General features: G+C 41.2%; 18 protein-coding genes. 16 read left to right on the forward strand and 2 right to left on the reverse strand.

All coding sequences use genetic code 11. The annotated features are described in order from the left end of the window. Nucleotides 1–23: 23 nt before the first annotated feature. The 10 genes from ACLI1A_RS15590 (at nt 24) to ACLI1A_RS15635 (ending at nt 8,365) form a co-directional block, all read left to right on the forward strand. Nucleotides 24–740: a hypothetical protein gene (locus ACLI1A_RS15590; RefSeq protein ID WP_411409604.1), complete on the forward strand. Its 717-nt coding sequence runs from the start codon at nt 24–26 to the stop codon at nt 738–740. 456 nt (nt 741–1,196) lie between these two features. Beyond that, nucleotides 1,197–2,030, forward strand: coding sequence for a MotA/TolQ/ExbB proton channel family protein (locus ACLI1A_RS15595; protein WP_411409605.1), 834 nt, complete (start codon nt 1,197–1,199; stop codon nt 2,028–2,030). 80 nt (nt 2,031–2,110) lie between these two features. After that, nucleotides 2,111–2,773, forward strand: coding sequence for an ExbD/TolR family protein (locus ACLI1A_RS15600; protein WP_411409606.1), 663 nt, complete (start codon nt 2,111–2,113; stop codon nt 2,771–2,773). 24 nt (nt 2,774–2,797) lie between these two features. After that, entirely contained in the window at nt 2,798–3,364 is a 567-nt protein-coding gene (locus tag ACLI1A_RS15605; RefSeq protein ID WP_411409607.1) for an ExbD/TolR family protein, read from the forward strand. A gap of 28 nt (nt 3,365–3,392) precedes the next feature. Beyond that, nucleotides 3,393–4,226 carry an energy transducer TonB gene (locus ACLI1A_RS15610; RefSeq protein WP_411409608.1) on the forward strand — a complete coding sequence of 278 codons (834 nt, stop codon included), beginning with the start codon at nt 3,393–3,395 and terminating at the stop codon, nt 4,224–4,226. Nucleotides 4,227–4,242: 16 nt separating this feature from the next. Then, the gene (locus tag ACLI1A_RS15615; protein ID WP_411409609.1) at nt 4,243–4,491 is read left to right on the forward strand and encodes a hypothetical protein; all 249 of its coding nucleotides are present in this window, start codon (nt 4,243–4,245) and stop codon (nt 4,489–4,491) included. Between the two features lie 50 nt (nt 4,492–4,541). Continuing rightward, nucleotides 4,542–5,468, forward strand: a complete 927-nt coding sequence (locus ACLI1A_RS15620; protein WP_411409610.1) for a PstS family phosphate ABC transporter substrate-binding protein — start codon at nt 4,542–4,544, stop codon at nt 5,466–5,468. A 36-nt stretch (nt 5,469–5,504) separates the two neighbouring features. Continuing rightward, nucleotides 5,505–7,193 carry a tetratricopeptide repeat protein gene (locus tag ACLI1A_RS15625; protein ID WP_411409611.1) on the forward strand — a complete coding sequence of 563 codons (1,689 nt, stop codon included), beginning with the start codon at nt 5,505–5,507 and terminating at the stop codon, nt 7,191–7,193. Between the two features lie 103 nt (nt 7,194–7,296). Further along, on the forward strand, nt 7,297–7,929 hold the full coding sequence (locus ACLI1A_RS15630; RefSeq protein WP_411409612.1) for a 7-carboxy-7-deazaguanine synthase QueE: 633 nt from the start codon (nt 7,297–7,299) through the stop codon (nt 7,927–7,929). 31 nt (nt 7,930–7,960) lie between these two features. Further along, entirely contained in the window at nt 7,961–8,365 is a 405-nt protein-coding gene (locus tag ACLI1A_RS15635; RefSeq protein WP_411409613.1) for a DUF2059 domain-containing protein, read from the forward strand. Nucleotides 8,366–8,418: 53 nt separating this feature from the next. On the opposite strand, the gene ACLI1A_RS15640 is transcribed toward ACLI1A_RS15635, so the two are convergent. Further along, complete coding sequence (locus tag ACLI1A_RS15640; protein WP_411409614.1) at nt 8,419–9,126, reverse strand: class I SAM-dependent methyltransferase; 708 nt, start codon at nt 9,124–9,126, stop codon at nt 8,419–8,421. Nucleotides 9,127–9,148: 22 nt separating this feature from the next. Then, nucleotides 9,149–12,460, reverse strand: coding sequence for a T9SS type B sorting domain-containing protein (locus ACLI1A_RS15645; protein ID WP_411409615.1), 3,312 nt, complete (start codon nt 12,458–12,460; stop codon nt 9,149–9,151). A 338-nt stretch (nt 12,461–12,798) separates the two neighbouring features. Between ACLI1A_RS15645 and rpsA the strand changes: the two genes are divergently transcribed. From rpsA to ACLI1A_RS15675, 6 genes are all read left to right on the forward strand, one after another. Next, the gene (rpsA, locus tag ACLI1A_RS15650) at nt 12,799–14,577 is read left to right on the forward strand and encodes a 30S ribosomal protein S1 (protein WP_411409616.1); all 1,779 of its coding nucleotides are present in this window, start codon (nt 12,799–12,801) and stop codon (nt 14,575–14,577) included. Between the two features lie 65 nt (nt 14,578–14,642). Continuing rightward, the gene (locus tag ACLI1A_RS15655; RefSeq protein WP_411409617.1) at nt 14,643–15,209 is read left to right on the forward strand and encodes a hypothetical protein; all 567 of its coding nucleotides are present in this window, start codon (nt 14,643–14,645) and stop codon (nt 15,207–15,209) included. 126 nt (nt 15,210–15,335) lie between these two features. Then, entirely contained in the window at nt 15,336–16,475 is a 1,140-nt protein-coding gene (locus ACLI1A_RS15660) for a hypothetical protein (RefSeq protein ID WP_411409618.1), read from the forward strand. A 12-nt stretch (nt 16,476–16,487) separates the two neighbouring features. Continuing rightward, a complete protein-coding gene (locus ACLI1A_RS15665) occupies nt 16,488–17,216 on the forward strand; it encodes an SdiA-regulated domain-containing protein (RefSeq protein WP_411409619.1) in 729 nt (242 codons plus the stop codon). Nucleotides 17,217–17,222: 6 nt separating this feature from the next. Then, entirely contained in the window at nt 17,223–18,404 is a 1,182-nt protein-coding gene (locus ACLI1A_RS15670) for a porin (protein WP_411409620.1), read from the forward strand. Nucleotides 18,405–18,428: 24 nt separating this feature from the next. Further along, nucleotides 18,429–20,231, forward strand: a complete 1,803-nt coding sequence (locus ACLI1A_RS15675) for a T9SS type A sorting domain-containing protein (protein WP_411409621.1) — start codon at nt 18,429–18,431, stop codon at nt 20,229–20,231. Nucleotides 20,232–20,397: the final 166 nt, after the last annotated feature.

The following is a 20,397-nucleotide window of genomic DNA, read 5'->3' on the forward strand; positions in this document are numbered from 1 at the left end:
TTTTGGGATATATCCTTATGTTTATGAAGAACGTTTCCGTTATAACTGCAGCCTTAGCTATACTGGCTTTGGCGGGGTGTAAAAATGACAACCCTAAACCCAAGGTAATATACAGGGACAAACCGGCTGCAGTCCAGCCAAAGAAAATAGATTCATCTCAGATTAAAGTGGCCGACCTTCCGGTGCTTATGGAGGGAACTAAGTACCTTATACACCCGGTGGGTGATTTGCGTATCTATGAAACCGATCGTGATGCCGGAGACAGCAGGGTGGCGGTGAGCTATGCCATATCAAATTACAGTAGGTATGAAATAACGGGTTATTTTGCCAATCTTAAATTTCAGCATGCCGATTCTACAGCACTGCGCCCACTTACCGATAAAAAGGTGCAGATACAAACGGTAACGTATCTTAATACGGTGGCAGAGCGTACCAGGAAGCAGATATTAGTGTATTCGCTTATGGATGGTGATACTAACCAGGATGGTAAAGTAGATAGTAATGATATTAAGGCTTTTTATATAAGTAATATAAACGGTACCGGTTTTAAAAAGCTGAGCGGGGAAACCCAGGAGCTGGTAGACTGGAATGTAATAGAAGCACAAAACAGGGTGTATTTCCGTACGCTGGAAGATATAAATAAAAATGGTGCCTTCGATAAGGATGATGCCATGCATTACCACTATGTAGATCTGCTTTCGGCAGGGTGGGAAGTTAAAGATTATGAGCCGGTACAATAACCGGCTTCTTTTATGAATAGGGGTGAAGGTGATTTTTTTTGTTTCCTACAACGTTATTGTTTTTAATTTGTAAGAAAAAACTTTATTTTAAGATAGTTTAGGAGGTGTTTTCTTACTATAAAATGATTAGGTAAGATAAATTTCACTAAAACGTCATAGTGATACAATAAATCAGTACGATTTATGTTATTTATATGCAATTTAAATTAAATCGAATAATTCATTAACAGATAATGGTTTTATTTTGCTAAAATTGGAATTTGCATAAGAAAAAGATAGCTCTTGAAGCAATGGAAACAGGGGTAATTGAGAATAAATTATTGTTAAGAATGGATAAAAAAAATTAATTTGTTTTTTTTTACCACCTAATCGTATAAATTTGCCAATCTTATGCAAAATAATATTTAACAAATAAGAACTATTATTAAAAAATCAGAAAACTAAATTTTTAAAAAAATGGCAAACGCATCTGTTCAAAAGGTTGAAACAAAAGGGAGTTCAAATGGGTCTAATATTTTCTCGGGACTGGCAATTTTTGCTTGTGTCGCTATAGGTGCCCTAATATGGTATTTTGTTATGGGTAACCCTTCTAACTTTGAAGGAGGAACTACAGAAGGTCACCCTAAAGGATTCCTTGGTACAGTTTACAAAGGTGGTCCTATCGTAGCGGTTCTTCTTGGACTTCTTCTTAACGCCCTTGTATTCTCTATTGAAAGGTTTATCGTAATTTCTAAAGCTGCTGGTAAAGGTAACGTACAGGCTTTCGTAGCTAAAGTACAGGCTCAGATCAAAGCTGGTAACATTACTGAAGCTATGGCTGAGTGTGATAAGCAACAAGGTACTGTGGCTAACGTAGTTAAAGCAGGTCTTCTTAAATATGAAGAAGTAAAACGTGAAGGTTTTGACAGCGAAAGGGCAGAAGCTGCTATTCAGCAGGAAATTGAAGAGGCTACTTCACTTGAAATGCCAATGCTTGAGAAAAACCTTGTAATCCTTTCTACTCTTGTATCTATCGGTACTCTAATGGGTCTTCTTGGTACAGTATCGGGTATGATTAAGGCGTTCTCTGCGATGGGTGCAGGTTCTACTCCAGACTCAGCTCAGCTTGCAGTAGGTATCTCTGAAGCACTTATTAACACTGCTACAGGTATCGGTACTTCTACTATATCGATCATTGCTTACAACATCTTTACAACTAAGATCGATAAACTTACTTACTCTATTGATGAGGCCGGTTTCACAATCACTCAAACCTACAGAAGGTTTAGGGCTCGTGCTAACAACGCATAATCATCTAAGAGTTAAAGTATTTCATTAAACCGGGCATTTTCATTACCTTTAGGGGTAGCCCGTAGCTAAAAACATAATTAATGTCTAAAGTAAAAATATCAAGAAAAAGCACCAGGATAGACATGACCGCGATGTGCGACGTGGCGTTCCTACTGCTGTCATTCTTCGTAATGACGGCTACGGCAAAACAGCCTGAGCCAAAAGCAGTAGATGCTCCTGCTTCTACTGTACAGGATAAGCTTCCTGAAGATGGTGTTGGTGTTATTACCGTAGGTGATGATGAAGTATACTTCACTATTCCGCGCGACTTAAGGGAGGCTACCTTTAAGCGTGTAGCGCAGGAAAAGGGTATGAAGATTACTGATAAGGAAGTTGAAGCCTTTGTACGTACGGATGGTTTTGGTATGCCGCTTAATAAAATTCAGGGCTGGCTTGCACTGCCTATGGCAGACAGGACTAAAGAAGGTGTACAGGAAGGTATTCCTTACAAGGATAGTCTTGACGACCAACTTAGCGTTTGGGTTAAGCAGGCTCGTGAAGCTAATAGGGAGGTGTATGGAGCCAAATATGATGCAGGAGAAATCGATGCAAAAGAGTTTGGACAAAAAGGTGATTTAGCTATTGCTATTAAAGCTGATGCTAAAGAGAGCTACCCAACCGTAAAACGTGTGATTGACATCCTGCAGAAACAAAAGAAGAACAAGTTCTTCCTTGTAACAGGATTACGTAACAAAGATTTTTAATTCCATTTAAAACATTTAAGAGAAATGGCTGAATTAAATACCGGCGGCGGCGGCGGCGACGGCAAGAAAGTAAGAAGTAAGAAAAGCAACCCTGGGGTTGACCTTACTGCGATGGTGGACCTTGCGTTCCTATTGATTACCTTCTTCATGCTTACCACTACGCTGTCTAAACCGCAGAGTATGCCACTTGTAATGCCTGATAAGGATAACGTAGAAAAGCCAAAACCTGAGGATATCATGAAAATCCCTGAGAAAAGGATGATGACCATTCTTATAGGTAAGGATAGCAGGATACTATGGTATATGGGTAAATTTGAAACCCCTATACTTCCTCCTACTGAGGCTAAGTTTGGTAAAAACGGTATCAGGAAAGATATTTTAAGTAATATTGCTGTGGCAAAAAAATACGCTAAGACCCCTGATGAAGGACTTATAGTAAACATTAAGGCGAGTGATGTGGCCAGCTATAAAAACCTGGTAGACATCCTTGATGAAATGGCAATAAACATGAAAGCAGGAATACAGCTATATGCCATAGGAGATATTACTCCTGCTGAAATAGACCTATTAACAAAATCAGGATTATTGTAATCCGGCCTAATAACTAAAAACAAAAATTATGTCTAAACTTAATATATTCGGCAACGGATGGATTGACATGGTGTTTGAGGGCCGTAACAAAAAGTACGGTGCTTATGCACTACGACAAGAAAATCCTAAGGTAACTACTATAGCACTTATTGCAGGTTCTATATTCTTTGCAACTGCTATTGCTGCCCCTATAATCATAAGCGAGATTAGGGAAGGTTTGGCTAGTAATGAAAAAGAAGAAGAAATTGTAAAAGAGGTAGAGGTTAAGGAGATTGTTGAGCCACCTGTAGAGGTGCTTCCTCCGCCACCACCTCCTATTGAGGTGTACCAGGCACCAAAATCTATTGTAGAAGAGGTGAAATTTAAGCCTCTTGAAGCTGCAAAAGAAGAAGAAGTGCCGGATGATCCACCGAAGCTTGATCAATTTAAAGAAGCTGACCCAAGTTCTCGTAACGCTGAGGCTAGCCCTACAGGAGACATCAACATCGGTAAGCCTTCGGGTGACCTTGATAGGGGTGTTGAAGTTCCGGAAGTAGATAACACAGTATATAACTCTGCGGGTCTAGCTGTTCAGCCGGAATTCCCAGGTGGTATACAGGCGTTCTACAACTATGTAAACAAGAACTTTAAAGTTCCTGAAGTAGACCAGGATATGACTGCAAGGATATACGTATCGTTTGTAGTAGAAAAAGATGGTACACTTACTGCGATTAAAGTACTTAGGGATCCGGGTTACGGCCTTGGTAAAGAAGCTGAGCGTGTGCTTAAGTCTCTTAAAACCAAATGGTCTCCGGGTATTCAGAATGGTAAGCCTGTAAGGGCGCAGTATAACCTGCCTATTACCATTAACATTAAATCGTAATTTAAAATACAGCGCGATGGCTTCATACAGGCAACGCCGCTATAACACTCAGAAATCGCCCATACAGCGATTTCTGTTTGTTTTAGGCGCACTCTCATTTATAATTTATATAGCCATGGGCTATCTTCTTATCTTTACCGACAGGATGTCTATGTGGCTTACCTATAACGGAAGGTTAGGATTAGGTATCATTGTGGTTATTTACGGTATTTTAAGGCTTGTTAGGGCCATACAGAAATACAAAGAAGACTATTCTGATATATGAAAAAGCTTTTTTAAACGTTTATCTCTAACAGTTCAAGAAATACCTAAAAAATGAAAAAGATTATTCTTTTTGGATCAATAGCATTAGCAGTATCGGCACTGGTATTTGTTTCGTGCAAACAAAACGAAGCTCAGCAGGAAACTGTAGCGGAAACCATGACTTCGGGTAACCTTAGCATACAGGTAGATAATACCATACAGCCTATTGTAGAAGACGTGGCTGCTGTGTTTCAGAGCAATTATCCTAAGGCAAAACTTACCCAGGTAAACCGTAATGAAGCAGATATTGTACGTGCGCTGCTAAATAATTCGGCCACTGTAGCAGTATTAACACGCAAGTTAACTCCGGGTGAAGAGGGTAACTTTAAGCAAAAAGGCATTAAAGCCCGCACTGTAGCTTTTGCTAAAGACGGTATTGCCTTTGTAGCTTCAAAGTCGCTGAAAGATACTATTCTAAACCTTCAGGACATTTATAAGGTGCTTAAAGGGGAAGATGTGCCATCGGTTAAGCAGCTAATTTTTGATAATGCCGCTTCCAGTACTACACGCTACCTTTTTGATAAGGCAGGTGTAACTAATGTTCCCGAAAAAAAGGTTTATACCCTTAAAAATACTGCTGAAGTCCTTACATTTGTAAAAAACAACCCCGGTAGTATTGGGGTGATAGGTGTAAACTGGCTCGTACAACCCTCAGACGAACTGGAGCCGCTTATTAGCCAGGTGCAGGTTTTGGCAGTAAATAATGTTAAAAACGGTGTGCCTGAAAAAAATTATTACAAACCCTCTCAAAGCAATATTGGCGCGGGTTTGTATCCGCTTACCCGTACACTTTACGTGTTAAATTACCAGGGGCGCGAAGGATTAGGCATGGGTTTTGCAAATTATATTACAAACCCTGACGGACAGCGTATCGTTTTAAAATCGGGTTTACTCCCGGAAAAGATACCGTTCCGCGAAATTGAAATTGTAAACAAATAACCTCTTTATAAAAAAGAAGAAACTAAAATGACTAATATGAAAGAATTCAAATTCCTCGGTTTGTCATTATTGCTTTTTGGTGTAGCCAATGCACAGGATGCTACAGAAGCCAAAAAAGCTATTGATGCCGAGCAATACCAGAAGGCTAAGACTAATCTTAAATCTCTTATAGCTTCAAATCCTGAAGAAGGTAAGAACTATTTCCTTTTGGGTGATGTGTATTTAATCCAGTCTGAGCAGGATTCAGCAGCTATTTTCTTTAACAAAGGTAAGGCTGTAAAAAATAACGGAGCTTATAATGAAATTGGCCTTGGCCAGATAGACCTTGATAATGGTAATACAGCAGGAGCCCAGACTAAGTTTGCTGCCGTAGAAAAAGATCTTAAGAAGAAAGATACTGAGCAGCTTGTGTATATAGGCCGTGCTTACATCTATTCTGAAAAACCGGATTACAAGAAAGCTATTGAAGTGCTAAACAGGGCTGCTGCAAAAGATCCTAAAAATGCACAGATTTTCCTTAACCTTGGTGAGGCTTACTACAGGGACAGGGACCAGAACAATGCTTACAAAAACTATCGTACTGCATCTGAACTTGACCCATCTCTACTTAGGGCGCAGCTTCAGCTGGGTGTAATTACTAAGAATACGGGTGCTGCTTTCCCTGAAGCTGTTAAGTTCTTTGAAGGTATTGTAGCTAAAAACCCTAACTATGGCCCGGTTTATCGTGAGCTTGCCGAAACTTACTACAAGTGGGGTAACACAGATTACAAAAAGAAAAAAGAATACAATACTAAGGCGCTTGAGTACTACAAAAAGTATATGGGCCTTACTGATTACTCGCTTAACTCTCGTATGAGGTATGCCGACTTCCTGCTTCTTACAGGCGATTACAAAGCGCTTGAAACCGAAGCTAAGGCTATGCAGCAAATGGATAACGTAAACAAACGTATTTACCGTTACCTTGCTTATGCAGCGTATGAAAACGGTAATTATGCCGAAAGTATTACAGCTATTAAGCAGTTCCTTACTAATGTAGAGCCTAAGCGTGTTATTGCAAGGGACTATATGTACTCTGGCCTTGCTAAACTTGCTGTAAGCATAGGTGCTGACGAAAGGGGTAAATCTGTAGTAAAAGACCAGGCTACTTTTGATGAGGCTATTGCCGATCTTAAAGCTGCTGCTGCAAAAGACCCTAACATTACTAACGAGTTTAGCGATGTGGGTAAAAAACTTTTCGACCAAAAACTATACAGCGCTGCTGCTGCTGTGTATGAAACGGCTGCTGCTACACCGGAAGATAAAAATGCCCTTATGGACAATTTCTTCCTGGCGTATTCTATATACTTTGATCACGTAAGTAAAACAGCTGATGCTAAAAAGCAAAATGCTGAAAACCTTAAAAAAGGTATTGCAGCCCTTGACAAAGTTATTGCTGCTTCAAGCGGTGCTCAGGATGCTTACCTGTACAAAGCAAGGCTAAACCAAAACCTGCAAACAAATGAGTCGTATGCAGAAATGGCTAAGTCGTATGACGAGTACATCAGGATAGTAACCGCTACTGCTGATGCCGCCAAGTACAACAAGTTCCTGCTTGAGGCTTACTCTAATGCCGGTGCATACTATGCTGTGGCTGACAAAGCTAAAGCCAAAGAGTATTTTACAAAAGCTCTTGCTATAGATCCTAACGATGCTTATGTAAAAGGTGAGCTTGCAAAATTGAAGTAATTTTATTTCAAATTATATGAGAAGGTCTTGGTTTCAGGGCCTTCTTTGTTTTTGGTACTTAGCGTTGTTTTATTGCATATCTTTGCAAACTATTTATAATACAATGCTGAAGAAAGATATACAGGTTGCGGTTGAAAAAGGGGAGATGCTGCCTCTTATGGAGGAATTTTATACCATACAGGGTGAAGGTTTCCATACCGGGACTGCCGCTTATTTTATAAGGGTAGGTGGTTGTGATGTGGGCTGCCACTGGTGTGATGTAAAAGAAAGCTGGAACGCCGATCTTCATCCACCCACTGCTGTACACGATATAGTGCAAAACGCGGCTAAATATGCTAAAACCATAGTTATAACGGGTGGCGAACCGCTTACATGGGATATGGGGCCTATAACCCAAGCGCTTAAAGCTGAAGGTATGCGCGTGCATATAGAAACTTCCGGTGCTTATACGCTTAGCGGAGAGTGGGACTGGATTTGTCTTTCACCTAAAAAGACAAAACTACCTACAGCCGAAGTTTATGACCACGCTCATGAGCTTAAAGTGATTATACATAATAAGCACGACTTTATTTTTGCCGAAGAGCAGGCTGCTAAGGTAAACGGTAATGCTATATTGTTTTTACAGCCTGAGTGGAGCAAAAAGGAAGAAATGACACCGCTTATTGTAGATTACGTTATGGAAAACCCTAAGTGGCGTGTATCGCTTCAAACGCATAAATACCTGAATATTCCGTAATTTTATACAAACTCTAAACAATCAAAAAAAGATGAAGAAAATTCTATTAGCCTTCGCATTTTTACTTGTAGCTAATTTTGCTGTGGCTCAGGATGCTGCATTTAAAGCTGACGTGAAAAAACTGTTGCAGCTTTCGGGTGCCAATAACCAAATGGAAATGGCCAGGAAGCAAGTAGCTTCAATGGTGCCTGCCGATAAAAAAGAGGCTTTTAATAAAGATTTTGATGAAGTACTTAAACCGGTTATAGAAAAACAGGAGAAATTTTATCTTACTGAGTTTACTCATGACGAGGTAAAACAAATCATTAAGTTCTATGAATCGCCAATAGGAAAGAAAATGGCCGAAAAAGCAATAAAGCTTGCCGAAAGTAGCATTGCCGACTCTCAGGAACTGGGTATGCAAATGCAAGAGATTTTAATGAAGTACATGCAGTAATTACTGCTGTCTATAAAAACACAAAAGACCCTTAAAAAGGGTCTTTTGTGTTTTTATAAGAGTGTTAGTTTCGCCAGGTAATCATAATGTTCGCCTTCCATTACCAGTTCGCATTGCAGCCCGTTGGCAAAGGCGGCATTTTGCAGTGTGTTGTAATCCACGTACAGCCAGTCAAAGGGTTGTTCCTGTTTTCCTTTATAGCGTACTGTAAAGGTGAGTTCTCCATAATATCCTCCGGCAGGAATCCAGTGGCCGCCGTCTTCATCTTCGTCAAACATATAAATTATGTCGGATGAATCCAGTAATATTTGCCCGTCTTTATTTAAAAGAGACTTCAGTTTTTTTAGGTAGAGGCTTAGGTTTGCCAGTTTTCCTGTAATCCCTATGCCATTCATCAGCATAATTATAGTATCAAAGTTACCTTCATTATAATCCAGGATATTACTGCAAACAGTATTTTTAATGCCTCTTAATGTGCATGCCTCTATTGCTTTTGGTGAAATATCCAGGGCTGTTACATCCAGTTGTTTTTCATCCTGAAGGTACAGGCTGTGGCTTCCGGCACCGCAACCCGCATCGAGTACGCGCCCTTTTGCTAATGATAAAGCCTTTTTTTCTATCCCCGGCATGTCTTTATGTTCTCGAAACAGGTAGGCTGTTTCCATAGTGTCTGCTTCGGTAATAGAGGTTTCGGTAATAATATCCTCCGGGCTGTTGCCGGTTTGGTAGTCCAGTATTGCCTGCCCAAAAAGGTCTTTCATAGTGCGCTAATTTGGGGCAAAGTTACCTAATTAATGAAAAATGTCCTTTGTATTCTTTACCATTTTGGCGTTTTACCACAAACCAGTAGTCTGTACTGGGTAGCGCGGCATTGTTATACATGCCGTCCCATCCCTGGCTGTGGGTGTCAAAACCGGTAATCAGTTTGCCGTAGCGGTCATAAATGAACACCATTAAATCAGGTTCGGCTACTGATGCAAAACGTATTCTCCATGTTTCATTAGAGCCGTCTCCGTTAGGGGTGAAAAACTTAGGGTACATAAGCAGGAAAACACTTTCCGCCGGAGCATAGCCACATCCATGGCTGTCGCGAACGTATACAAAGTATTTTCCGGGTGTTAAGCCTGTAAAATAGTTTTCGGTTTGCCAGTTAACACCGTCTACAGAGTATTCAACATCTTCTTCTGATGCTGATGAGTTTTCCAGATATACCACCACGGTGTTGTTGTGGTCTGTCCAGTCTGCGGTATCTATCTGGGCTATAACCGGGGCAGAAGTTGTGGTTACAATTACCTCGTCGGTACTTACACAGCCATTACTGTCTATGGCTGTTACACTATAAGTGCCGGCATGTTCCGGGTATATAGATGGCGTGGTTTCTCCTGTAGACCATAAATAGCTTACAAAACTGCCATCAACACTTATTTCATTTGGCTGACCTTCGCATCCTCTTAGAACATCGGGTAGCCCTAACGTGTGCGATATACGTACCAGTATAGTAAAACTACTGGTTTCATAGCATTGATTAGGGTTGCTGTTGTATTCGGCACGCGCATATACTATTGTGGTACCCGTGGTGTAGCTTTGTGGCAGCGGATTTATGTCCTGCACAGCATCATATAATGATGAGTGGTAAGTAACTGTAATAGCACTTGCGTCCTGGCTGCCCAGTATATATGGGGTTTGTGCAGAAAGGTCAAATGTTTCCATTCCGTCACCGTCAGTATCGCAGGTGCTAAGTGTAGGGGCTGTACCTGCCGTAACGAGTGATGGAAGGTTTGCTATGTTAAACGTAAATGTTTCGTCATGTAAACAAGGGTCGCTCACCTTTACTGTATATGTAGCCGGTGTAAGCCCTGTAAAAATGTTACTGTTGCCATTAGAAATATTTACGTCGGTATCGTCTATTTTAATTATTGAAAATTCAAACGGTTGTACTCCTTCTACATTAATTTGTACGTCTGCCATTGCTGTGTCGCAGGTTAGGTTTTGTGCGGCAAGTACATGCAGGTCTGTGTAAAAAGAGAAGTTGTAAATTTCATCCATACATTCCTTTTGTCCGCCTTCTTTAGTGCTGCTGAACGACCTGAAGGATTTTAGTACCCTGTAGTTCCCGGTAGGATATACAAGACTGTAATTTACAGCGTTGTTTTGTAGAGAGTAGGCAGTTGTGTTATTAGGTATGCCTGTTGTTTCATCGTATATTGCACTTCCGTCCGGATGCCCCCAAACTCCGGGGCTGTACTCGCGTTGCAGCCAGAATTTTAAAGACGCCGTTGTGGTGGTGGTGTGGGTAACTCCCAGGTCAAACGAACCGCAATGTGGTGTGTATACAAAGTCGTTTTGTGTAACCTCATTGCCTATCAAGTTTATGTTTTTAACTGTGTCGGGTGGGGCGCAGGGGCTGTTCATAACCACGGTATAGTTGCCCGGCAAGAGCCCGTCAAGATAAAGGTTTCCGGGTGCGTCTATTCCTGCCGATACATCGTGAGGCAGTGTGTGGGGGTAACCTGTGGGGGCGGCGGTTATAACAACAGAGCTAAGGCTTTGCGAAAGCATGAGGGTGCCCAGTCCGGGTTCGCAGTCCGGTCGTTGCAGCCAGCTAAGTGTTGTGCCTCCATATTCGGGTACATTTATTACTACTGGTGGGTATTCTACACCGCATTCATCTGTTACTATAAAGGTATACTGCCCGGGTGGAACGCCTTCCATAACAAAACCGTCTTGCCCGTTTACGTACTGCGATACATCCTGCGGTAGGGTGTTGTTATCTGTGTAAGCAGTAGGAGCGCCTGTCATTATAATTGTTTGGATAATTTTAGGAGGTGTGAAGACTTCTATTTTACCCAGATTCGTTTGGCAGTCGTTGTTTGAAGACTGTGAAATAGCAATAGGCTCCGGATCGGGTTCCAGCTCGCTTGAAAAGCTTTCGGTGTGCCCGCAGGCATCAGTAACCGTTATTTCATATACGCCCAGCGGAACACCGTTGTCACTATCGCCAAAGGAAAGTACCTGCTCTGTAAACGGGCCTGGATACGCTGAGTTTAGGGCAGCCGGATCAAATCCGGGAGGAGATTGTGTAAATGTAAGTGTATACGGTGCAACATATTTAGCTAACGAAGTAGTTATCGTTTTTTGGCACATAGCTACCGTAAATATAAATGTAGGGTCAAGCCTTTGGTTAACAAGGTTATTGGGTACATGATATTCTACCCCGCACGGGTCTGTAATTACCAGGTCATAATAGTATGGAGTATCATAATAAAAAGGGATAACCTGGTTTACAGGTATCGCATCAGGGTCGAGACTGTTAACGCTTGGCTGGGTGTAGATAATAGGCGCGCTGCCATCGGGTGGATATACTGTAAAAGTAGCTGAGATAGGAAACAGGAACCCTTTGTTCGGTTCGTGGCTTATTACGTTTTGCACTGTAATGTGATCGCAGTCGGGTAAAATGCCATCCGGGAAAGCGGCCGGGCTTACGTAAAGTGTGGTAGAATCCGAAAATAGTGTATATGCCACTACCGGTGCCGAACCACAGGCGTCGGTTACTTTTATATTATAAAATCCTGCCGGGACATTATTAAAAACATTGCTTGACTGTGCCGGAGCCGTTACCGGTCCTGAAATAATTTCGTAGCTAACCGGGTTTCCTTCGGTCACGGTTACGGTTAAAGTACCGTCTGGGCCACATACGGCATTGACTCCCATAATTTCAAATTGCAGCGGAGTAATATTGCTTAGTATTTCTACTTCGTCTTCGGTGTCGGTATAGGTTACGCCATTTACTACCTGTGTGGCTACTACTTTATAGAGGCCTGCCTGCTGGCCTTCCAGGTAAGCTTGCGTGCTGTTTGCAATTGGGGTAGTGGTATTAGGGAGTTTATATACGATATAATTAACAGGAGCCGATGTGTTGCCTCCTGTAATACTAAAACTAAGCATGCCGTTTCCTGCACAGGTTTCATTTGTAACGCTTACCTGCAGGTTAATGTTTTGTGCTTTGGCTAACAGCGGCAGGCACAGCAACGATATTAATAATAAGAGCATCTTTATGGGATGTAAGAAGCTCTTGGTCTTGATTGAGATAATCATGCTAAAATTAAGTTTTATGCTACTTAATTTCAAGTTTTTTTCCGGTTTCTAAGGTAGATAAAAATTTTTTAAGCCAAATGCTGAAAACTAAATATTTCTTAAATGTTACGGGTGTAACAATTTTAGGTTTATTTGATATTGTTTTGAATTCGTTGAGGGGGTAATAATTGGAATAAATGTTTGTAAATCATGAAAATAGTTGTACTTTTGCGCACCTTTTCGGGTATAATGGGTTTTTCGGAAAGGGTAAAAAATCTATTTTTATGTAAAACGCTTCTGCTTATTTGTTTATGCGTAAAAACCCGCAAGTAGCAGAATACAAATTTTTAGGATCAGACATGTCTGAACAAACAAAAACAAAAGAAGAGTTCCTACAGGAGTTTAACTGGCACAACTTTGAAGAAGGTATTGATGCTGTAGATGAGCAAAACCTAAGGGAATTCGAAAACCTTGTTGAAGAAACTTTTATTTCAACTGACAGTGACGAAGTAGTAGAAGGTACTGTAGTAAGGATCACTGACAGGGATGCAATCGTTGACATCAACGCAAAATCGGAAGGTGTTATTTCTCTTAACGAATTCCGTTACAACCCGGGTCTTAAAGTAGGCGATAAAGTAGAAGTACTTATCGACGTACGTGAAGACAAATCAGGCCAGCTTGTACTTTCTCACAAGAAAGCACGTACTATCAAGGCTTGGGATAGGGTTATCAACGCTAATGAAACTGGCGAAATCGTTAATGGTTTCGTTAAATGCAGAACTAAAGGTGGTATGATCGTAGACGTATTCGGCATCGAGGCATTCCTTCCTGGTTCGCAGATAGATGTAAAACCTATCAGGGATTACGACCAGTATGTAAACAAAACTATGGAGTTTAAAGTTGTGAAAATCAACCACGAATTTAAAAACGTTGTTGTATCGCACAAAGCTCTTATCGAAGCAGATATCGAAGTTCAGAAAAAAGAAATCATCGGTCAACTTGAAAAAGGCCAGGTACTTGAAGGTGTTGTTAAAAACATTACTTCATACGGTGTATTCATCGACCTTGGTGGTGTTGATGGTCTTATCCACATCACTGACCTTTCTTGGAGCCGTATTAACCACCCAAGTGAAGTTCTTGAGCTTGATCAAAAACTTAACGTGGTTATCCTTGACTTTGATGATGAGAAAACTCGTATCCAGCTTGGTCTTAAACAACTTCACCCACACCCATGGGATGCGCTTGACGCAAACCTTGCAGTAGGTGATAAAGTAAAAGGTAAAGTAGTAGTTATTGCTGACTACGGTGCATTTATTGAAGTTGCTGAAGGTGTAGAAGGTCTTATCCACGTAAGCGAAATGTCTTGGTCTACGCACCTGCGTTCTGCTCAGGACTTCGTAAAAGTAGGTGATGAAGTAGAAGCTGTAATCCTTACCCTTGACCGTGACGACCGTAAAATGTCTCTAGGCATTAAGCAACTTTCACAAGATCCATGGACTGACATTACTTCTAAATACCCTGTAGGTTCTCGCCACACAGGTATCGTTCGCAACTTTACTAACTTTGGTATCTTTGTAGAACTTGAAGAAGGTATTGATGGTCTTATCTACATCTCTGATCTTTCTTGGACTAAGAAAATCAAGCACCCAAGTGAGTTTGTAAACGTAGGTGATAAACTTGATGTTGTAGTTCTTGAACTTGACGTTGATGGACGTAAACTTTCTCTTGGTCACAAACAAACTCAGGCTAACCCTTGGGATAAGTATGAAGATTCTTTTGCAGTAGGTACAGTACACAATGGTACTATCGCTGAAATAGTAGACAAAGGTGCTACTGTAGAATTCGGTGATGATATCGTGGCGTTCATCCCTGCTCGTCACCTTGAAAAAGAAGACGGAAAGAAACTTAAGAAAGGTGAAGTAGCAGACTTCAAAGTAATTGAGTTCAATAAAGAATTCAAACGCGTTGTAGCTTCTCACACTGCTACCTTTAAAGAAGAGGAAGAAAGAAACGTAAGGAACTCTCAGGAGAGCAACAATAACGTAGCTTCTTCAAGCAACAACGTTGAGAAAACCACTCTTGGTGATATCGACGCGCTTTCTCAACTTAAAGAAAGAATGGAAAGAGGAGAAAACTAATCTCTGATTCCTTTTAATACAGGAACCTCCGCAGCAATGCGGAGGTTTTTTTGTTATATTTGGGTATGTTACAAAACCAATCCTACAACCGTACTTTAACTATATGGCTGGCTATTGCCGTAATAGCAGGTTTCTTTGGTATACGGGTATTGTATCAGTATCCGCCATCTACGGCTATTATTACTTTTTTCATCCTTAATTTTAATATCGACGTTGTTTTGCTGTTGCCTTTTGTGGCTTCGGTAGTATTGCTTGCCGCTGCCTTTTGGGGTAAACAGTGGCTAATGCTTATAGGTGTAGTGGGGATGCTTGCAGTTTTAATTACTTACCTGCAAATGTTCTCCGGCACTATACAATTTGTTGTGTTAACGATGTTGCCGTTTTTAATTGCTGTAGTGTTGCTTATGCTAAATGTGTTTTGCGGTTATCGCTTCGGTACCAGGGTAAAACAAAGCTTCTTATTAGCTTCAATATTAATAACAGCCTTGTTAATCCCGGAGGTTATGTTTGCGATAATCGATTTTAAACCAAAACAGATGCTTGAAATCAGGAGTTTTACCATTGCGCTTTTTGTAGGAGTATTCATTCTCAGTGTGTTCTCCTCCGTAAAGAGTGTTGCAGGTAAAGAGTGAGTAAAATCGAGTTAATGTTTAATTAACTTTAAAAAGGTATTTGGTTTTCTTTGTTAACATAGTCATAAACGCGTAATGATTTTTTGATAAGATAGAGGGGGTAGCTTTGCGGCAAATTAAAAACCAATGCGAAACAAACTACTACTGCTTATCTTTTCTCTCGTTTTGTTTTCCTGTACTGATGACAGGGATATAGCAGAGTTAGAAGCTCCTTCCGGCGACTATCAGCTGGTGCACTACTGGAATTTTAACGACACTTCTTCGCTTGATGTACCTACCTATACAGAAGGTGGTGCTGAATTTACCTATGCAGGTAGCTATTTTGACGATGTAGACCCAGGGTCTGATATTAATGCACGAAATAATGATGTTGCGGGTACAGGTCTTAGGCTACGCAACCCATCGGGTGATTTTGTAGTTAGCCTGCCTACAACCGGGTTTAAAGACGTGATTTTTACGTTTATTACCATGCGTACTTCAAACGGCCCTCAAAATCAGTCGGTTTCTTATACTCTTGACGGTACAAATTATGTTACTACAGGTTTGTCTAATACCGAGATAGGTGTTTCTGAGCAGTTTGTAGCACAGCAGTTTGATTTTACAGATGTGCCGGGTGCTGATAACAATGCAAACTTTAAAATAAAGATTTCCTTTAGTGTTAATGCCGATCTTGATTCAGGTAACTCGCGTTTCGATAATATTACTCTTGATGGTATAGCTACTACAGAGGGTGGAAACAACGGTGGTGGAAATACTGAAGCAGAGCTTTTCCATTACTGGAATTTTAACGATGAAACCACTGTGGCAACACTTGTGGCTCCTAATGTAGGTAATGGTGTTCTTACTTATGGAGGAAGCTATTATGATAGTACTACTGAATCTACTGATATGAATGCCCGTAACGGCGATGTGGCCGGTACTACACTAAGGCTGCGCAACCCATCGGGAGATTTTATTATGGCGCTTCCTACAACAGGACACAAGAATATTGTGCTTACTTATGCTACCATGCGTACCAGCAGCGGTTCGGCTACACAAACCATATCATATACTACAAACGGTACTGATTATGTAACTACGGGTATTACGTCGCAGTATGCTGTAGATGTGGCTTTCTCGCTTATTACTGTTGATTTTTCTGGAATTCCTGCTGTAAACAACAACCCTAACTTTAAGGTTAAGGTGTCTTTTGATGCTACAAGCAGCACGGCAACAAGTGGTAACAACCGTATAGATAATCTTACGGTAGAGGGTAATACATTATAAGGAGGCTGAAACATGAAAAAAGTAATATTATATACAGCAATCGCTTTTTCAGCATTGCAACTACAGGCTCAGAAGGTAGAAAAGCTGAAGCCGGTAAAAAAGGTGGATGTAAAAGTAGACGAACCCAGCGATATATGCCTTAATGCAGCGAAAGATGCTTACTGGATTGTAGGTGACGGCGGGGTGCTGTTTGAAGTTAATTTTGATGGTACGGTGCGTCGCCAGGCTGAATACCAGGGGCTGGATTGCGAAGGTGTATATGCTGATGATAAGTTTGTGTATGTGGCCGAAGAACTTTCGCGTAAGGTGAGGGTGTTTGATGCCAAAACACTAAAAATAGTACGTACTGTGCCGGTAGCTTATAACGGTGGGCGTAACCGTGCTTACGAGGGTATAGCCTATAATAAGGTTAACGATAAGTTTTTGTTGGTTACCGAGAAATCGCCGATTTACCTTTTCGAGCTGGATAAGGATTTTAGGGTGGTTAACGAGATAACGCTAACAGGAATTGCAAAGGATATATCGGCAGTAACATATTACAACAATAGCGTGTGGCTGCTTAGTGATGAGAGCATGATGGTGTTTAGGCTTAATCCTGCGGATTACAGTGTTACCGGAAAGTGGAAGCTGCCGGTGCTTAACCCGGAAGGGCTTGTGTTTGATGCTGAAGGGAACATGATAGTTCTTTCAGATGATATGCAAACCATTTACCAGTTTACTAACCCTGAAAAACAGCAGTAACCCATCATGAAAAAGATATATAGTACAGTTATAGTGTCGTTGCTGGTTGCTACAGCTGCACAGGCACAGCTTACCATAAGTAATGGTAATCACGTTATGGAAATTTCAGGTAGTGCTTCTACCTATTATAACCAGCGTATACTTAAAGAAGGTGAATACGATCATAGCAAAGACCGTTTTAAACTGCGCGATGCACAGCTGAGTATAGAAGGCCGCGTGAGTAATATATGGGAATATAAGCTTCAGGCCGACTTAGCAGATATGAGTGCCAATACCTCTTCAGGAGAAATAGATCCTGAAAACCCGGGACTAATGGATGCCAGTGTTACTTATAAAGGACTTGGTTTCCTGGATATAAAAGCAGGTTACGGCAAAGTGCCGTATTCGTTAAGCTCTATGGTGCCGTTTACATTTTCGCCATACTGGCAAAGGGCAGAGCTTACAAGAGGCTCGCTTTTCAGCCGTAGGGATGCCGGTGTTACGCTACATTCGTCACTGTGGAGGCAAAGGGTAAACCTTTATGCAGGGGTTTATTCAGGCCTTGGTGAAATGGCGCTTATAGGAGATAACGATGCCAGTGGTAATCCTGAATTTATAGGTCGTGCCGAATTTAGCTATCCTGCACGTTACCGTTACAGGCTTATAGACGACAGGCATTCGCCAATACCCATGTTTATGATAGGGGTAAACGGACGTTACATGAATAAAACGCTACCCGACGGCGAGGTGTTCCCTGCCAATACGCAAAGTGAGTATGGCATGAAGGTTATAGACGGTAAAAAATATGTATACGGTTTTGATGTGTCGTTTATGTACCAGGGGTTTTCTGCACAGTTTGAAATGCACCAGATAAAAGGAGAGCCTGCAAAAACAAACGACCCTTTGTTTATGGGCTATACCCCACAGCAAACACACGGTTATTTTTTGGCCGGTGGTTATATAGCTGAAGTAAATTATCATATAGCGCCGATTAATACAATAGTGTCGGCCCGTTATGAAGAGCTGGACCTGAACGACCTTGCAAAAGGAAACTCACAACGTTTTTCTCCGGCAGTTGCATATCAGATAAAAGGATTTGATGCAATGGTTAAGTTTCAGTACTTTAACATTCTTAAGGAGGAAACTACCTATGATGCCCTTAAATGGAAAGAACAATACCGTTTGGGTATACAGTTTAATTTTAATTAGAAACGAAACTAATTTTTAATACAAATGAAGAAAATGTTACTTTCTGCTGCGGCATTTTTAATGCTATGTGTAGCCAATGCACAGATAAGCAGCCTTCCTGCAACTCAGGATTTCACAGATGTTTTTGGTGGTGATGTAGGTACAAACGTTACCATATATCCAAATTATACTGCAAACGAGGTACAGGCAAGTACCCGTATATTCAGGGATGAAGTAGTATTTAACAGCGCTCCTGCTGCTATTGCTGCTATTCCTACCAGTTCATTTGACGGACAGTTATTAATTGACTTTAACTTAACGAACTATTCAAATGTGGTGTTTAGCTTTGTTGCAAAATCAATGCTAAATGGTACAGGTACAAGGCCGTCTGCTGTTACAGCAAGCGTTTCTATAGATAACGGTACTACATGGATAGGTGTTCAGCAATTAGGTTCTTTCCCTAACGAAGACCAGGCTGCTTTTACAAATGTTAGCTATTCGTTCCCTGCTGAGGCAAACAACCAGGCTGCTGTACAGCTTAAAATAGTTGTAGGTACAGGCGAAGGCGGAAGCGGTACAAGAGCAAAAGTTGTTATGGATGATTTCCAGTTTCAGGAATCGGCTGTGGCGCAGTTAGCTCTTGGCAGTACAGCATTAAGCTTTAGCCAAACTGTAGGTACAGCTTCACAATCGCAGGTGGTTACCCTTTCAGGTTCAAACCTAACCGAAGGTGCTACGCTTACTGTTGCAGCTCCATTCGAAATTTCGCTTTCGGCTACTACAGGTTATACAACAAGCCTTACAGTAGACCAGGTTTCGGGTGTTATTGCATCTACAAACATATATGTAAGGGTTAACGCTACACAGGCTGGTGATGTTACAGGTGAGCTTGTAGCTACCGGAAGCGGTATAGAAACATCTACGGCGCTTGCTGCTACTGTAGTGGAAACCGCTGCTACTAACCCGGAACCGTTTGACCTTTCTACAGGTAACTATACTTTTGCTGCATGGCCGGCAGAATCTGCGGCAGGTACTTTCCCTGCTAACATGAAGTTCTGGACACATGCTACTACAGACCCAACTGTTGACATTGCTTTTAACGAAGATTATACATGTCTATACAACCTTACATCGCGTTCACGCTTCAGCGGACAGGGAGATGCTGGTGTGTCTATGGTAAATACAGGAAACTCTCAGTATGTGGGTGTGTGTGATGGTACTGACCCTACCCAAGCCAGCGGCGATACTGTAGCAAACGGACGTGCAGGTGCTGTAGTACTGGGCCTTAATACTACCGGCAGACAAGATGTTTCTGTAGCATGGACCGGTACTACAATAGCTCAAAACAACAGGGTATACAGCCTTAGGATACAATACAGGATTGGTGCAGGTTCTGCTAACGCAAACTGGACTGATATAGCTAACGGTGATGATGAGTTTACTCAGTACGTTAGTGGTGAAACAGGTAATACAGCTACGTTTACGACAGCACTTCCTGCTGAGGTTAACAACCAGGCAGAAGTACAGGTACGTTGGGTATACAACTACATAGAAACAGGTGTTACTGGCAGCCGTGCCGAAATAGCGCTTGACGATGTAACCGTAACTTCAAATGTTAACCTGGGTACAGACGAGTTTTCAGCAAATACATTTGCTATGTATCCTAACCCGGCAAGCAATATGGTAAGCTTTACTAAGCCACTTGCTGTTACAGTTTACGATTTTACAGGAAAAGCAATATATACTTCAGATAAAGAAATTTCAACGCTGAACGTATCAGGATATTCAAGCGGTATTTACCTTGTAAAAACTACAAGCGGAGCCGTAAAGAAATTAATCGTAAAGTAGTGTTAGTTTCGTGTTTTTAATTTTTCCATCCGGAAAAATGATCCCGCCTAGTCTTGGCGGGATTTTTTTTGCTATACAATGTATCAATGTATCAATGTATCAATGTATCAATGTATCAATGTATCAATGTATCAATGTATCAATTGATATATTAAGCAATCAGTTA

It is taken from the genome of Flavobacterium sp. RHBU_3 (assembly GCF_046613565.1).
In the GTDB taxonomy this organism is placed as follows: Bacteria; Bacteroidota; Bacteroidia; order Flavobacteriales; family Flavobacteriaceae; genus Flavobacterium.

What these genes read in the sequence shown, in the direction of transcription:
- ACLI1A_RS15610 (WP_411409608.1), top strand. Translation starts at nt 3,393, where the DNA reads ATGTCTAAACTTAATATATTCGGCAACGGATGGATTGACATGGTGTTT.
- ACLI1A_RS15595 (WP_411409605.1), top strand. Translation starts at nt 1,197, where the DNA reads ATGGCAAACGCATCTGTTCAAAAGGTTGAAACAAAAGGGAGTTCAAAT.
- ACLI1A_RS15670 (WP_411409620.1), top strand. Translation starts at nt 17,223, where the DNA reads ATGAAAAAGATATATAGTACAGTTATAGTGTCGTTGCTGGTTGCTACA.
- ACLI1A_RS15615 (WP_411409609.1), top strand. Translation starts at nt 4,243, where the DNA reads ATGGCTTCATACAGGCAACGCCGCTATAACACTCAGAAATCGCCCATA.
- ACLI1A_RS15660 (WP_411409618.1), top strand. Translation starts at nt 15,336, where the DNA reads ATGCGAAACAAACTACTACTGCTTATCTTTTCTCTCGTTTTGTTTTCC.
- ACLI1A_RS15605 (WP_411409607.1), top strand. Translation starts at nt 2,798, where the DNA reads ATGGCTGAATTAAATACCGGCGGCGGCGGCGGCGACGGCAAGAAAGTA.
- ACLI1A_RS15590 (WP_411409604.1), top strand. Translation starts at nt 24, where the DNA reads ATGAAGAACGTTTCCGTTATAACTGCAGCCTTAGCTATACTGGCTTTG.
- ACLI1A_RS15620 (WP_411409610.1), top strand. Translation starts at nt 4,542, where the DNA reads ATGAAAAAGATTATTCTTTTTGGATCAATAGCATTAGCAGTATCGGCA.
- ACLI1A_RS15655 (WP_411409617.1), top strand. Translation starts at nt 14,643, where the DNA reads ATGTTACAAAACCAATCCTACAACCGTACTTTAACTATATGGCTGGCT.
- ACLI1A_RS15665 (WP_411409619.1), top strand. Translation starts at nt 16,488, where the DNA reads ATGAAAAAAGTAATATTATATACAGCAATCGCTTTTTCAGCATTGCAA.
- ACLI1A_RS15635 (WP_411409613.1), top strand. Translation starts at nt 7,961, where the DNA reads ATGAAGAAAATTCTATTAGCCTTCGCATTTTTACTTGTAGCTAATTTT.
- ACLI1A_RS15675 (WP_411409621.1), top strand. Translation starts at nt 18,429, where the DNA reads ATGAAGAAAATGTTACTTTCTGCTGCGGCATTTTTAATGCTATGTGTA.
- ACLI1A_RS15625 (WP_411409611.1), top strand. Translation starts at nt 5,505, where the DNA reads ATGAAAGAATTCAAATTCCTCGGTTTGTCATTATTGCTTTTTGGTGTA.
- rpsA (WP_411409616.1), top strand. Translation starts at nt 12,799, where the DNA reads ATGTCTGAACAAACAAAAACAAAAGAAGAGTTCCTACAGGAGTTTAAC.
- ACLI1A_RS15640 (WP_411409614.1), bottom strand. Translation starts at nt 9,126, where the DNA reads ATGAAAGACCTTTTTGGGCAGGCAATACTGGACTACCAAACCGGCAAC.
- ACLI1A_RS15645 (WP_411409615.1), bottom strand. Translation starts at nt 12,460, where the DNA reads ATGATTATCTCAATCAAGACCAAGAGCTTCTTACATCCCATAAAGATG.
- ACLI1A_RS15600 (WP_411409606.1), top strand. Translation starts at nt 2,111, where the DNA reads ATGTCTAAAGTAAAAATATCAAGAAAAAGCACCAGGATAGACATGACC.
- ACLI1A_RS15630 (WP_411409612.1), top strand. Translation starts at nt 7,297, where the DNA reads ATGCTGAAGAAAGATATACAGGTTGCGGTTGAAAAAGGGGAGATGCTG.